The organism is Pseudomonas sp. BF-R-19 (genome assembly GCF_019956445.1).
GTDB classification, from domain to species: domain Bacteria; phylum Pseudomonadota; class Gammaproteobacteria; order Pseudomonadales; family Pseudomonadaceae; genus Aquipseudomonas; species Aquipseudomonas fluorescens_BH.
In genome coordinates this window covers 142,008-156,444 of record NZ_JAHBDN010000059.1, presented here as the reverse complement: position 1 = coordinate 156,444, position 14,437 = coordinate 142,008, and the positions used below count along the sequence as shown (strand labels likewise).

Here is a 14,437-nt window from a genome sequence, read left to right as displayed (position 1 = left end):
TTTTCCAGGGAATGCTCATGGACACCAAATTGCTCGATATCCTCGCTTGCCCGATCTGCAAAGGCCCGCTCAAGCTCAGCGCCGACAAGACCGAGCTGATCAGCAAGGGCGCAGGCCTGGCCTACCCGATTCGCGACGGCATCCCGGTGATGCTCGAATCCGAAGCACGCACCCTGACCACCGACGAGCGCCTGGATAAATGACCACAGCCTTTACCGTCGTCATTCCATCGCGTTACGCCTCCACCCGCCTGCCGGGCAAGCCGATGCTGCTGATCGCCGGCAAGCCGATGATCCAGCACGTCTGGGAACAGGCGAGCAAAAGCAGCGCCGAACGGGTGGTGGTGGCCACCGACGACGCGCGCATCGTCGAGGCCTGCAAAGGCTTTGGTGCCGAAGTGGTGTTGACCCGTGAAGATCACAACTCCGGCACCGATCGCCTGGCCGAAGTCGCGATGAAGCTGGGCCTGGCGCCCGACGCCATCGTGGTCAACGTCCAGGGCGACGAACCGCTGATCCCGCCGAGCGTGATCGATCAGGTCGCCGCCAACCTGGCGGCCCACGCCGAAGCGCGCATGGCCACCCTGGCCGAGCCGATCGAAGACGCGGAAACCCTGTTCAATCCCAACGTGGTCAAGGTCGTCAGCGACCTCAATGGCCTGGCGCTGACGTTCAGCCGTTCCACCTTGCCCTGGGCGCGGGATGCATTCGCCGTGAACCCTGAGCAGCTACCCGAAGGTGTGCCGTACCGCCGCCATATCGGCATCTATGCCTACCGCGCCGGTTTCCTGCAGGATTTCGTCAGCTGGGGTCCATGCTGGCTGGAAAACACCGAGTGCCTGGAACAGCTGCGTGCCCTGTGGCATGGCGTGCGGATCCACGTGGCCGACGCACTGATCGCGCCGCCAGCCGGTGTCGATACCGTTGAAGACCTAGAGCGCGTTCGTCGCCTGCTGGAGGCGTGATGCGGGTTCTGTTTGTCTGCCTGGGCAACATCTGCCGCTCTCCCACGGCCGAAGGCGTGCTGCGGCAAAAGTTGCGTGAAGCGGGGCTGGCCGACCAGGTCGAAGTCGCCTCAGCCGGCACTGGTGACTGGCATGTCGGTAAGGCACCGGACCAGCGCAGTCAGGCCGCGGCAAAGCTGCGCGGTTATGACTTGTCCGCCCAGCGCGCCCGGCAAGTCAGCCGCGCCGATTTCACCACCTACGATCTGATCCTGGCGATGGACAACAGCAATCTGCGCAACCTCAAGGCCTTGCAACCGGTCAAGGGCAAGGCAGAGCTGGATTTGTTCCTGCGCCGTTATCAGTCGGAAATCGATGAAGTGCCGGACCCGTATTACGACGGCGACCAAGGCTTCGAGCAGGTGCTGGACCTGATCGAGCGCGCCAGCGATTTGCTGGTGATCGAATTGAAGGGACGGTTATGAGTTTGCAGGTTCGGTCGCAGGTTTCGCTCAAGCCGTTCAACAGCTTTGGCGTGGATGTCCAGGCCCGGTTGTTTGCCGAGGCCCATAGCGACGCCGAGGTGCGAGAAGCCTTGGCCTATGGGCTGGAACACGAGGTACCGGTGCTGGTGATCGGCGGAGGTAGCAACCTGCTGCTGACGGCGGATATCGAATCACTGGTGCTGCGCATGGCCACCCGCGGGACTCGCGTGCTGAGCGATGACGGCAGCAAAGTGGTGATCGAGGCCGAGGCCGGTGAGCCCTGGCATCCCTTTGTGCAACACACACTGTCCCTGGGGCTGTCCGGCCTGGAAAACCTCAGCCTGATTCCCGGCACTGTCGGTGCGGCACCGATGCAGAATATCGGCGCCTACGGGGTCGAGATCAAGGACGTGTTCGCTGGCCTGACCGCCCTCGATCGCCAGACCGGCGAACTGCGCGACTTCACACTGCAAGAGTGTAACTTCGCTTACCGCGACAGCCTGTTCAAGCAGGAGCAGGGGCGTTGGTTGATCCTGCGTGTGCGTTTCGCCCTCGACCGCGCCGCGCATCTGCATCTGGAATACGGCCCGGTGCGTCAGCGCCTGACCGAACAAGGCATCGAGCAGCCGACCGCCAGCGATGTCAGCCAGGCCATTTGCAGCATTCGCAACGAAAAACTCCCGGACCCGGCCGTACTCGGCAATGCCGGTAGTTTCTTCAAGAACCCTTTGGTGTCGGTGGCGCTGGCTGCACGGCTCAAGGGCGAATACCCGGACCTGGTGGCCTATGCGCAACCCAACGGGCAGATGAAGCTGGCCGCCGGTTGGTTGATCGAGAGGGCAGGGTGGAAGGGTTTCCGTGAGGCTGACGCTGGCGTGCATAAATTGCAGGCGCTGGTGCTGGTCAACTATGGCGGCGCGACGGGCCTGCAACTGCTGAACCTGGCGCAGCGCATCCAGAAAGACATTTTCGAGCGTTTCCATGTCGATCTGGAAATGGAGCCGAACCGCTATTGAGCTAAGCTTTCAGGACGGATCAAAAAGCCCTGCACAATGTTTATTGTGCAGGGCTTTTTTGTTAATGCTCGGTTAACTTAGTCAGCTAACGATGCACACTCTTGCTCCACCAAAGGCCCGGTGCAGACCGTTTGCGTCCGCATAAGAGAGCCCATTAGCCTGAGTCGATCTGCGTGCGACCCACCGAGATCCAGCGGCAGATTGCTCGACCCCATAACTCAAGCACTATGCGGGCGTGCCCATGATTACCCTGAAACTCAATGGTCAAGACCATCAACTCGACGTCACCGAGGACATGCCGCTGCTCTGGGCGATCCGCGACGTGGCCGGTTACAACGGTACCAAATTCGGCTGCGGCATGGGCCTGTGCGGGGCCTGCACCATTCATATCGAAGGGGCTCCGGCACGCAGTTGCATCACGCCCATCGGCTCCGTCGCGGGGCAGAATGTCAGCACCATCGACAACCTGCACGCCGACCCGATCGGCAAAGTCGTGCAGCAAGCCTGGCTCGACACGGCAGTGGCTCAATGCGGCTTCTGCCAGGGCGGGCAAATCATGTCGGCGACGGCGCTGCTCAAGACCAATCCGAACCCGAGCGACGAGCAGATCGAAGAAGCCATGGTTGGCAACATCTGCCGCTGCGGCACCTACAACCGCATCAAGACCGCGATCCGCCAGGCCTCCACTCACCTGAAGGAGGCCAAGGCATGAGCCAGTTACCGAATGATTTCGCCCTGAGCAATCTGAGCCAGCTCAGTCGCCGTGGCTTCCTGAAAGGGGTGGGTGCCACCAGTGCGCTGGTATTGGCGGCGAGTTGGGGCTGGCAAGACGCTTTTGCCGGAGAAAAAGACAAGAAGTTCGGCGCCGACGGTATGCCCCACGGCTGGGTCGACGATCCGAAAGTCTATGTGAGCATCGCCGCCGATGGCACGGTGACCGTGATCTGCAACCGCTCGGAGATGGGCCAGGGCGTGCGCACCAGCTTGACCATGGTGGTGGCCGATGAATTGGAAGCCGACTGGGCGATGGTCAAAGTGCAGCAGGCCCCTGGCGATGAAGTGCGCTTCGGCAACCAGGACACCGACGGCTCGCGCAGCATGCGTCACTGGTACGAGCCGATGCGTCGCTGCGGTGCTGCCGCGCGGACCATGCTCGAACAGGCCGCCGCCGCGCAATGGAAAGTGCCGGTCGGTGAATGCCATGCGCAATTGCACAAGGTTGTCCATGAGCCTTCTGGCCGCGAAATCGGATATGGCGCCCTGGCCTCCGCCGCAAGTGCGTTGCCGGTTCCGGCCCGCGACAGCCTGAAACTCAAGCAACCCGAGCAATTCCGTTACATCGGCAAGGAAGGCACCAAGGCCATCGACGGTGAAGACATCGTCAACGGTCGTGCGGTGTACGGCGCCGACGTGCATTTCGACGGCATGCTGTACGCGACCATTGCGCGGCCCACGGTGTATGGCGGCAAAGTCAAAAGCTTCGATGGCAGCGCGGCAATGAAAGTTCCTGGCGTGGTCAAGGTGCTGCAGATCGAAAGCCGGCCTTTGCCTTCGGAGTTCCAACCCCTGGGCGGTATTGCGGTGGTGGCGAGCAATACCTGGGCGGCGATCAAGGGGCGCGAGGCGCTGAAAATCGAGTGGGACGACGGCCCCAACGCCAGCTACGACTCGATTGCCTATCGCAAGGAACTCGAAGCGGCCTCGCTCAAGCCCGGCAAGGTGGTGCGCAATACCGGCAACATCGATGAGGTCATGACCAGCGCCGATAGCATGCTGGAAGCCTCCTATTATTTGCCGCATTTGTCACAGTCGCCGATGGAACCGATGGTCGCCATTGCGCGGTTCAAGGACGGTGCGTGCGAAGCCTGGGGGCCAAGCCAGGCGCCGCAGGTCTCTCGGGAACGGATCGGCGAACGCCTGGGCCTGCCGTTCGACAAGGTCACGTTCAACGTGACCCTGCTGGGGGGCGGATTCGGGCGCAAGTCCAAGCCTGACTTCATCATCGAAGCCGCCATCCTCGCCAAGGAGTTCCCCGGCAAAGCGGTGCAGGTGCAATGGACCCGCGAAGACGACATCCACTGTTCCTACTTCCACACCGTGTCGGTCGAATACCTCAAGGCCAGCCTGAACAAGGATGGCCTGCCGTCCGGCTGGTTGCACCGTACGGTGGCGCCGAGCATCACCGCGTTGTTTGCGCCGGGCATGAACCATGAGGCGGCGTTCGAACTGGGCATGGGGTTCACCAACATGGCCTATGCGATCCCCAACATTCGCCTGGAGAACCCCGAGGCCACGGTGCATACCCGGGTGGGTTGGTATCGCTCGGTGTCGAATATTCCCCATGGCTTCGCGATCCAGAGTTTTATCGACGAACTGGCGCACAAGGCCGGGCAGGACCCACTCAAGTACCAGATCAGATTGCTCGGCCCGGACCGTCAGATCGATCCGCGCACCTTGAGTGAAGAGTGGAACTACGGCGAATCACCCGAGCGTTATCCGATCGACACCGCGCGCCTGCGCACGGTACTGGAGACCGCCGCCAAAGCCGCCGGTTGGGGGCGTGAGTTGCCCAAGGGGCGCGGTCTGGGCCTGGCGGTGCATTACAGCTTCGTGACGTATGTGGCGGCGGTGATCGAGGTGGAGGTGAAAGACGATGGCACACTGGTGGTGCACAAGGCCGACATCGCCGTCGATTGCGGACCACAGATCAACCCCGAGCGGATTCGCGCGCAATTCGAAGGTGCCTGCGTCATGGGCCTGGGTAATGCGGTGCTGGGGGAAATCAGCTTCAAGGACGGCAAGGTCCAGCAGGATAACTTTCACATGTACGAGGTAGCGCGCATGTCCCTGGCGCCAAAAGAAGTGGCCGTGCATCTGGTGACGCCGCCGGGTAACGTCCCATTGGGCGGTGTGGGTGAGCCGGGCGTGCCACCGATTGCGCCAGCACTGTGCAATGCGATCTTTGCTGCCACCGGCAAACGCATCCGCAACCTGCCGGTTCGTTATCAGCTGTCGGGCTGGCAGAAGGCTGGCGCCTGATGGACAGCGCCGATCTGAACGTCCTGCGCAGCGTGTTGCAATGGCATCGCGCCGGTCAGCGGGTGGTGTTGTACAGCGTGGTCGAAACCTGGGGCACTGCGCCCCGGGCACCCGGCGCCATGCTCGCCTTGCGCGAAGACGGCATGGTGATTGGTTCGGTTTCCGGCGGGTGTGTCGAAGATGACTTGATCGCCCGGCTGCACGACGGGCGCCTCGCGCTTGACGGGCCGCCGGTGCAATTGATCACCTACGGCGTGACCCGCGAGGAGGCCGCACGTTTCGGCTTGCCCTGCGGTGGCACCTTGCGCTTGACCGAGGAGCGTATCGACGATGGGGATTGGGTCGAGCAATTGCTCGCCCGTTGCGAGACCCATGAAATCGTTGCGCGCGAACTGAACCTGGCCACCGGCAAAGTGCTTTTGCAGCCGGCCAATAAAGCTGACGTGTTGACGTTCGACGGACAGACCTTGCGGGCGATCTATGGCCCGCGCTGGCGCTTGCTGTTGATCGGCGCGGGGCAGCTGTCGCGCTATGTGGCGGAAATGGCCCGGCTACTGGATTTCGAGGTGCTGATTTGCGATCCGCGTAGCGAGTTCGTCTATGGCTGGGAGGAGCAGCACGGACGATTCGTTTCGGGCATGCCGGATGAGGCGGTATTGAACATCCAGACCGATGAACGCACGGCCATCGTGGCCTTGACCCATGATCCGCGTCTGGACGACATGGCGCTGCTCACTGCCCTGGATTCCAGGGCTTTTTACGTCGGGGCGCTGGGATCGCGGGTCAACAGCCAGAAGCGCCGGGAAAACCTGGCTCAACTGGGTTTGTCGCAATCGGCGATTGACCGCTTGCATGGTCCGATCGGTTTGCACATTGGCAGTCATAATCCTGCAGAAATTGCCTTGTCGCTCATGGCGGAAATCGTGGCGGTCAAAAACGGCGTCGAACTGAAACAGAAGAAAGCCGTGCGGGAGAGCGTATGAGCGAGTCCATTGGCGTCGTCGTACTGGCGGCGGGGCAGGGCAGCCGCTTTCGCCAGGAGGCGGGTACCGAAAAGGATAAATTGGTGGCCGATTGCACCGGGCGTGACGGCGTGGTGCGGTCCGTCATCGAGCACACGTTGGTCAACCTGCCGACGGCGATGGACAAACGCGTACTGGTGACCACTGCTGACCGCCCGCAAGTGATTCGCATGGCTCAGGCCTATGGCTGCGAGATTGTACTGATCGAATCGACTGGAATGGGCGACAGCATTGCCGCAGGAGTTGCTGCCTGCAAGCAACTCGATGGCTGGCTGATGGTGCTGGGGGATATGCCGTTCATCCTGCCATCCAGTATCGAGCAAGTGGTAGCGGGTATTGGCGATGACATTATCAGCGTGCCCGTGCAGGGCGGCGAGTACGGGCATCCGGTCGGGTTCGGACGGGACTTCGCGGCGGGGTTGATGGCGTTATCGGGGGATCGCGGTGCCAAACCGCTGTTCGCCCAAGGGCGGGTGGTTGAAGTGACCGTGGATGATCCGGGTGTGTTGTGGGATGTGGATGTGCCTGAGGCGTTGGTCTTCAAGTAGTTCCGGAGCAAGCCCGCTCCCACAAGGGACTGCTGTGAAGTCCGGATATAAAAAAGCCCCGCCTGGGATCACCAGACGGGGCTTTTTAGTGGCCGATGGAATCAGACGAGAGGTTTAGGCTCGTGTTCTTTTTCCTGGGCTTGCTCGTGTTGCTCTACCGCTTCCTGAACGGAGCGCGGTGCTTCGTGGATCACCGACTCAACCGGCTCGGCAGCCACTTCAGCGGCCGGGGCAGGAGCTGCCTCAACCACTTCAGCAACAACCGGTGCAGGTTCGGCAGCGACAGCCGCTTCAGCTGGAGCCGCAGCGGCAGCCAGTTCAGCTTCCTTCTGCAGGCGCTCGGCTTCACGCTTGCGACGACGCACTTCACGTGGGTCGTTAGGCGCGCGGCCACTTGGCGTCAGGGCGCTGACAGGAGCGGCTTCGACTACCGGTGCAGGTGCTTCGGCAACAACCGGCGCTTCAACGACTGGCGCTTCAACCACCGGCGCTGGAGCAGGTTCCGCGGCGGCAACCACCGGTTCGGAAACCATGGCTTCAGCCACCTGAGGTTCAGCAACTGGTGCAGCGGCTTCAGCGACGGCTGGTTCGGCAACCCAGTTGAATGCGGTTTGCTCTTCGCGTGCTTCGCGAACGGTTTCAGTCACGGTTTCAACAACCGCTTCTGCAACCACGGCAGGTTCTTCAACCACTGGAGTTGGCTCGGCAGCCGCTTCAACGGCAGGCTGTGCCTCAGGCGCTGACGCCACTTCGATTTCCGGCGAGGCGGTGATTTCGACCGGGGTGGTCGCTTCAACGACTGGCGCTTCAACCGGAGCTGCTTCCAGGGTCGCGGCGGTGGCGCGTTCGGCTTGCACATTGGCTTCAGCTTCGGCTGGAGCGCTGATCACGCTGCTGGCAACGGCTGCGGTGACAGCCAGGCCGGCAGCCAGATCGGCAACGCTTGGTGCTTCAGCGTTTTCGCCGGACTCGGACTCTTCCGAACCTTCGATCACGTTGCCGTTGGCGTCACGCTGACGCTCGCGACGGTTGCTGCGACGACGCTGACCACGGGAGCGGCGGCGTGGACGATCGCCTTCGGCGCCTTCCTGACCGTCTTCCTGCAGTTGCTCTTCGTTGGTGACCAGTTCTTCTTCAGTGGCGGCTGCGGCAGCTTGTTCGGCACGTGGCTGACGTTCTTCACGCGGTGGGCGTGGAGCGCGTTCTTCACGTGGCTGGCGAGCTGGACGCTCTTCAGCCGTAGCAGCCGTAGCAGCCGTAGCAGCGGCCGGAGCAGCCGGAGCGGCATCCAGAGGTTCGCGCAGTTCACGAACGCGTTCTTCGCGCTCGCCACGTGGCTTGCGATCTTCACGCGGAGCGCGCGGTGCACGTTCTTCACGAGGCGCGCGTGGTGCGCGTTCTTCGCGGGCTACTGCCGGAGTTTCTTCGCGGGTCTCACGCGGTTCGCGCACTTCCCGTGGCTGACGCTCTTCACGCGGTTCACGTGGTGCGCGTTCTTCACGCGGTGCACGTTCTTCGCGGGGCTTGCGCTCTTCATCACGGCGAACGTTACGGTTGCGGCTCTGCTGGCGACCGTTGCGACGCTCTTCGTTGCGGGCCGGACGCTCGGCGGCAGGTTTTTCAACCACAACCGGTGCGGCAGGCTCTTCCTTGGTGGCGAACAGGCTCACCAGCGACTTCACCAGGCCTTTGAACAGGCTTGGCTCAGGCACTGCAGCCGGAGCAGGGGCTGGAGCGGCCACTTCAGTCGGAACCGGAGCGTTGGCGCGGGCCGGGGCCGTCTTGACCGCGGCTTCCTGGCGAACCAGGGTGCGGGTCGCAGCGGCTGGCTGGACTTCTTCGACTTCGGCAGCGGCAGCGGCGATTTCGTAGCTGGACTGGTTGGTCGCGGCTTCCGGGCTGTCGTCACGCAGGCGCTGTACTTCGAAGTGCGGCGTTTCGAGGTGATCGTTCGGCAGGATGACGATACGGGCACGGGTGCGCAGTTCGATCTTGGTGATCGAGTTGCGTTTTTCGTTGAGCAGGAACGCCGCCACCGGGATCGGCACTTGTGCACGAACTTCGGCGGTACGGTCTTTCAGGGCTTCTTCTTCGATCAGGCGCAGGATCGCCAGGGACAGCGATTCAACGTCACGGATGATGCCGGTGCCGTTGCAACGCGGGCAGACGATGCCGCTGCTTTCGCCCAGGGACGGACGCAGGCGCTGACGGGACATTTCCAGCAGGCCGAAGCGCGAAATGCGACCGACTTGCACGCGAGCGCGGTCGGCTTCCAGGCATTCGCGGACTTTCTCTTCCACGGCGCGCTGGTTCTTGGCAGGGGTCATGTCGATGAAGTCGATGACAATCAGGCCGCCGATGTCGCGCAGGCGCAACTGACGGGCGATTTCTTCGGCCGCTTCAAGGTTGGTTTGCAGTGCGGTTTCTTCGATGTCGCTGCCTTTGGTGGCGCGCGCCGAGTTGATGTCGATGGACACCAGGGCTTCGGTCGGGTCGATAACGATGGAGCCGCCGGAAGGCAGTTCGACAACGCGCTGGAAAGCGGTTTCGATCTGGCTTTCGATCTGGAAACGGTTGAACAGCGGAACGCTGTCTTCGTACAGCTTGATCTTGCTGGCGTATTGCGGCATCACCTGGCGGATGAAGGTCAGGGCTTCGTCCTGGGCTTCAACGCTGTCGATCAGCACTTCGCCAATGTCCTGGCGCAGGTAGTCGCGGATCGCGCGGATGATCACGTTGCTTTCCTGGTAGATCAGGAACGGCGCGGCGCGGTCCAGCGAGGCTTCCTTGATAGCGGTCCAGAGTTGCAGCAGGTAGTCGAGGTCCCACTGCATTTCTTCGCTGCTACGGCCCAGGCCGGCAGTGCGCACGATCAGGCCCATGTCGGCCGGTGCAACCAGGCCGTTCAGGGCTTCACGCAGTTCATTGCGCTCTTCGCCTTCGATGCGACGGGAGATACCGCCGGCACGCGGGTTGTTCGGCATCAGCACCAGGTAACGACCGGCCAGGCTGATGAAGGTGGTCAGGGCGGCGCCCTTGTTGCCACGTTCTTCTTTTTCGACCTGAACGATGACTTCCTGGCCTTCGCTCAGGACGTCCTTGATGTTGACGCGACCTTCCGGGGCTTTCTTGAAGTATTCGCGGGAGATTTCTTTGAGGGGCAGGAAGCCGTGGCGCTCAGAGCCGAAATCGACAAAGGCAGCCTCGAGGCTTGGTTCGATGCGAGTAATCCGGCCTTTATAGATGTTGGCCTTCTTCTGCTCGCGTGCACCGGATTCGATGTCCAGGTCGTAGAGGCGCTGGCCATCTACCAGTGCAACACGCAACTCTTCGGGTTGAGTTGCGTTAATCAGCATTCTTTTCATGTAGTACCGTCGGTTTCCGGGCTGCCGGAAACGGCGTTCGGCACACACGACTTCTCACGGTCGGTGTCAGGTGCGTCGGGAGTGGTTGGCCATTTCCCGTGTCCAGCGAAGTCCGGCCAATGTGGGCCTTCATCGCGACGTACGCGTCCTGCTTGCTGTGGCTACTTAAGCACTCAGTCAGGAGGAGGAATCAACCAGCGGCTGTGGACGAGATGAAGCGTCTTGAGAAAGCCTGTTGCTACACAGTCCGGCGGTTGTGCATCTCCACCCTACACGTATCCCTGATAATTCGGGTGCTGCCGCGCGCAGAATCCGCAGCGGGTTGGCATTTACCGTGAGCTCCGATAGGGGAGGTCACGCATCATGGCTAATTTAGGCGTTGTTTCCGATGCCTTCGCTCGGGGTCATTCGCAACTGACTGCACTTTGTGAACTGGCCGTGAATATGGCTCGCAAAACGAGTGGAAACTCTGCTTTGTGGCGTGATTCAGGCCTCATGTCACCTGCGCTCGTTACACCTGCAAACTCCACCGTTACGTAGCGAAAGCCCCGTAGGACGGCCTCGCGTCCTGGTGAATTGCGTTGGTCAGGGCCGGTTTTTGACCGTTGGTCCGCTGTCCAGGCCGCTTTTGGCGACGTTCGCGACTATAGCAGCAATGATTAAGTGCTTCAATTCCATAAAAAATTGTTATCATCCGCGCCATGACGACGACTACCCCCCCGACTCCAAGCGTACAACTGCTTGAGGTCTCGCCGGAATATGCCGGCCAGCGCATTGATAATTTCCTTCTCGCCCGACTCAAAGGCGTGCCCAAGACCTTGATTTACCGCATTTTGCGCAAGGGCGAAGTGCGCGTGAACAAAGGTCGGATCAAGCCCGAGTACAAGCTGCAGGCGGGCGACATCGTGCGCGTGCCGCCGGTTCGCGTGCCTGAGCGCGACGAGCCGGTACCACTGGCACAAGGCCTGCTGCAGCGGCTCGAGGCCTCGATTGTCTTCGAAGACAAGGCGCTGATCGTGATCAACAAGCCTTGCGGCATCGCCGTTCACGGCGGCAGCGGCTTGAATTACGGAGTCATCGAAGCCTTTCGTCAGTTGCGTCCCGATTGCAAGGAGCTCGAGCTGGTTCATCGTCTCGACCGTGACACCTCCGGCCTGCTGATGATCGCCAAGAAACGCAGCATGCTGCGTCACTTGCACACAGCCTTGCGCGGTGATGGCGTTGATAAGCGCTATATGGCGCTGGTTCGCGGTAACTGGGCATCCTCGATCAAGCAAGTTCGAGCGTCGCTCGGTAAGAGCAATCTGCGCTCCGGTGAACGTATGGTCGAGGTCGATGAGGAGGAGGGCAAGGAGTCTGTGACCGTGTTCAAGGTCCTGCGTCGCTTTGGCGACTTTGCCACCCTGATTGAAGCCAAGCCGATCACCGGCCGCACTCACCAGATCCGCGTCCACACGTTGCACGCCGGGCACTGCATTGCCGGCGACACCAAGTACGGCGATGACGATTTCAGTAAGGAAATCCGTGATCTGGGTGGCAAGCGCCTGTTCCTGCACGCCTACATGCTGACCGTGCCGCTTCCCGATGGCGGCGAGCTGAAGCTGCAAGCGCCGGTCGACGAGATGTGGGCCAAAACCGTGGAGCGATTGAGTGCGCCCATCTGATTACAAGCTGCTGATCTTTGATTGGGACGGCACCCTGGCTGATTCCATTGGCCGGATTGTCGAGGCGATGCACGTTGCCTCGCAGCGTTCCGGTTTTGAGCGGCGCGATGATCTGGCCGTCAAGGGCATCATCGGCTTGGGCTTGCCGGAAGCGATCCGCACCCTGTACCCCGAAATCGATGATGCCGAGCTGATCGCGTTCCGTGAGCACTATGCTGAGCATTACATTGCGTCGGAGGCTGTGCCTTCGCCGCTGTTCGAGGGTGTGGTCGAGTCGCTCGAGGCGTTTCGTGCCGAGGGTTATCATCTGGCCGTGGCGACCGGCAAGGCCCGTCGCGGGCTGGATCGGGTGTTGAAGTCCCATGGCTGGGAGAATTACTTCGATATCACTCGCGCTGCCGATGAGACCGCCAGCAAGCCCCATCCGCTGATGCTCGAGCAAATCCTGGCCCATTGCGAGGTTCGCCCGGAGCAGGCGTTGATGGTCGGTGATTCGTCCTTTGATCTGCAGATGGCGCGCAACGCTGGCATGGGCTCGGTGGCCGTCAGTTATGGCGCTCAATCGATCGATGCGTTGAAGTTGTATGAGCCGCGACTGGCCATCGACCGCTTTTCAGAATTGCATGCCTGGCTGAGTCAGCGGGCTTAACCGGTTGTATTTGGGGTGGATGGCATGACCGACGAATGGAAGGCGCCCGCCAAGGCGAGCGCAGAGAGCGGTGACGACAAGAGCTGGAAGCTGCTGGAAAAGACGCTGCTGGCCAGCGTGCAGGAGCAGCGCCGTTCCCGTCGCTGGGGGATATTCTTCAAGTCACTGGCTTTTGTGTATCTGTTTGGCGCAATTGCCCTGTTTTCGCCGCTGATGGATATGGAGAAGGCCGCTACCCTCAGTGCCAATTACACGGCGTTGATCGATGTGACAGGCATGATTGCCGACAAGGAGCCGGCCAGTGCAGACAATATCGTTGGCAGCCTGCGCGCGGCTTTCGAGGACAAGAAGGTCAAGGGCGTCATCCTGCGCATCAACAGCCCGGGCGGCAGTCCGGTGCAGTCGGGTTATGTGTATGACGAGATCCGTCGTCTGCGCGGCCTGCACCCGGACATCAAGCTCTATGCGGTCATTTCCGATCTGGGGGCTTCCGGCGCTTACTACATCGCCAGCGCGGCGGATCAGATCTATGCCGACAAGGCGAGCCTGGTCGGTTCCATCGGTGTGACGGCAGCCGGTTATGGTTTTGTCGGTACCATGGAGAAGCTGGGTGTCGAGCGTCGTACCTACACCTCTGGCGAGCACAAATCGTTCCTCGATCCGTTCCAGCCACAAAAGCCGGAGGAAACCGCCTTCTGGCAGGGTGTGCTCGATACGACCCACAAGCAGTTCATCAGCAGCGTCAAGCAGGGGCGTGGCGATCGCCTGAAGGACAAGGAACATCCGGAGTTGTTCTCCGGCCTGGTCTGGTCCGGCGAGCAGGCACTGCCATTGGGGTTGATCGATGGGCTGGGCAATGCCAGTTCGGTTGCGCGAGATGTGATCGGCGAGAAAGAGCTGGTGGACTTCACCGTTCAGGAGTCGCCATTCGATCGCTTCTCGAAAAAACTCGGCGCCAGCGTGGCTGAGCATTTGGCGATGTGGATGGGCTTTAACGGTCCGTCGTTGCGCTGATTCTGAAGTGACATGAAAAACCGGCCTGCGTGGCCGGTTTTTTAGTACTGGGTGTCAGGGTATTTGCACGCCTTCTGCCAACAGCATGTCGATCAGGCGAATCAGCGGCAGGCCGATCAGGCTGGTGGCGTCAGGTCCCTCGGTGCTGCGAAACAGGCTGACCCCCAGGCCTTCGGCCTTGAAGCTGCCAGCGCAGTCGTAGGGTTGCTCTGCGTGCAGGTAGCGTTCGATGCGGGTCGCATCAAGTGTGCGCATGTGTACGGTGAGCGGCACGCAGTCGATCTGACAGTGCCCGGTCTGGCTGTTGAGCAGGGCCAGGCCGGTCAGGAACGTCACGCTGGCACCGCTGGCGGCCAGCAGTTGTTCGCGGGCTTTTTCGAACGTGTGGGGCTTGCCGATAATCCGGTTTGCCAGCACGGCGACCTGGTCGGAGCCGATTATCAGATGAGCGGTATGGCTGTCGGCCAGGGCGCGCGCTTTCTCTTCGGCGAGGCGCTTGACCAGTTCGGTGGCGGACTCACCCGGGCGATGGCTTTCGTCGATATCCGGCGAGCTGCAAGTGAAAGGCAGTTGCAGGCGGGTCAGTAATTCCCGGCGATAGACCGAACCAGAAGCGAGTAATAAAGGCAGCATGCGCATCTCCAGAAGGCAGGTGCGAATTCTAGCGGGGCTTCCAAGTGACGGACAGGGCT

The 14,437-nt window shown here is 61.4% G+C and carries 13 protein-coding genes; 11 read left to right on the top strand and 2 right to left on the bottom strand.

The features are described from left to right. The first annotated feature begins 17 nt into the window (after positions 1-17). From KGB28_RS16880 to KGB28_RS16845, 8 genes are all read left to right on the top strand, one after another. Positions 18-203, top strand: coding sequence for a Trm112 family protein (locus KGB28_RS16880; RefSeq protein ID WP_003174668.1), 186 nt, complete (start codon positions 18-20; stop codon positions 201-203). Further along, the gene (gene kdsB / locus KGB28_RS16875) at positions 200-964 is read left to right on the top strand and encodes a 3-deoxy-manno-octulosonate cytidylyltransferase (RefSeq protein ID WP_150754002.1); all 765 of its coding nucleotides are present in this window, start codon (positions 200-202) and stop codon (positions 962-964) included. Before KGB28_RS16880 ends, kdsB begins: the two co-directional genes overlap by 4 nt. After that, positions 964-1,428 (top strand): low molecular weight protein-tyrosine-phosphatase, encoded by a 465-nt coding sequence (locus KGB28_RS16870; RefSeq protein WP_150754001.1) that lies wholly within the window; start codon positions 964-966, stop codon positions 1,426-1,428. Before kdsB ends, KGB28_RS16870 begins: the two co-directional genes overlap by 1 nt. Next, entirely contained in the window at positions 1,425-2,444 is a 1,020-nt protein-coding gene (gene murB / locus KGB28_RS16865; RefSeq protein WP_150754000.1) for a UDP-N-acetylmuramate dehydrogenase, read from the top strand. The genes KGB28_RS16870 and murB overlap by 4 nt, the downstream gene beginning before the upstream one ends. A 241-nt stretch (positions 2,445-2,685) precedes the next feature. Next, positions 2,686-3,156, top strand: a complete 471-nt coding sequence (locus KGB28_RS16860; protein ID WP_150753999.1) for a (2Fe-2S)-binding protein — start codon at positions 2,686-2,688, stop codon at positions 3,154-3,156. After that, complete coding sequence (locus KGB28_RS16855) at positions 3,153-5,483, top strand: xanthine dehydrogenase family protein molybdopterin-binding subunit (protein WP_150753998.1); 2,331 nt, start codon at positions 3,153-3,155, stop codon at positions 5,481-5,483. Before KGB28_RS16860 ends, KGB28_RS16855 begins: the two co-directional genes overlap by 4 nt. Further along, positions 5,483-6,466 (top strand): XdhC family protein, encoded by a 984-nt coding sequence (locus tag KGB28_RS16850; protein ID WP_150753997.1) that lies wholly within the window; start codon positions 5,483-5,485, stop codon positions 6,464-6,466. Before KGB28_RS16855 ends, KGB28_RS16850 begins: the two co-directional genes overlap by 1 nt. Then, the gene (locus KGB28_RS16845) at positions 6,463-7,053 is read left to right on the top strand and encodes an NTP transferase domain-containing protein (protein WP_150753996.1); all 591 of its coding nucleotides are present in this window, start codon (positions 6,463-6,465) and stop codon (positions 7,051-7,053) included. The genes KGB28_RS16850 and KGB28_RS16845 overlap by 4 nt, the downstream gene beginning before the upstream one ends. A 101-nt stretch (positions 7,054-7,154) precedes the next feature. On the opposite strand, the gene rne is transcribed toward KGB28_RS16845, so the two are convergent. Continuing rightward, on the bottom strand, positions 7,155-10,418 hold the full coding sequence (gene rne / locus KGB28_RS16840; RefSeq protein ID WP_223446572.1) for a ribonuclease E: 3,264 nt from the start codon (positions 10,416-10,418) through the stop codon (positions 7,155-7,157). A 701-nt stretch (positions 10,419-11,119) separates the two neighbouring features. Between rne and rluC the strand changes: the two genes are divergently transcribed. The 3 genes from rluC to KGB28_RS16825 are packed head-to-tail and all read left to right on the top strand — an operon-like array spanning position 11,120 to position 13,745. Continuing rightward, positions 11,120-12,082: a 23S rRNA pseudouridine(955/2504/2580) synthase RluC gene (gene rluC, locus KGB28_RS16835; protein WP_046037476.1), complete on the top strand. Its 963-nt coding sequence runs from the start codon at positions 11,120-11,122 to the stop codon at positions 12,080-12,082. Beyond that, complete coding sequence (locus KGB28_RS16830) at positions 12,069-12,731, top strand: HAD-IA family hydrolase (protein WP_150753994.1); 663 nt, start codon at positions 12,069-12,071, stop codon at positions 12,729-12,731. Before rluC ends, KGB28_RS16830 begins: the two co-directional genes overlap by 14 nt. A gap of 24 nt (positions 12,732-12,755) precedes the next feature. After that, positions 12,756-13,745, top strand: coding sequence for a S49 family peptidase (locus KGB28_RS16825; RefSeq protein ID WP_150753993.1), 990 nt, complete (start codon positions 12,756-12,758; stop codon positions 13,743-13,745). 54 nt (positions 13,746-13,799) lie between these two features. Here the strand turns inward: KGB28_RS16825 and KGB28_RS16820 are convergent, their stop codons facing one another. Continuing rightward, positions 13,800-14,378, bottom strand: coding sequence for a Maf family protein (locus KGB28_RS16820; RefSeq protein ID WP_150753992.1), 579 nt, complete (start codon positions 14,376-14,378; stop codon positions 13,800-13,802). Between the last annotated feature and the right edge of the window lie 59 nt (positions 14,379-14,437).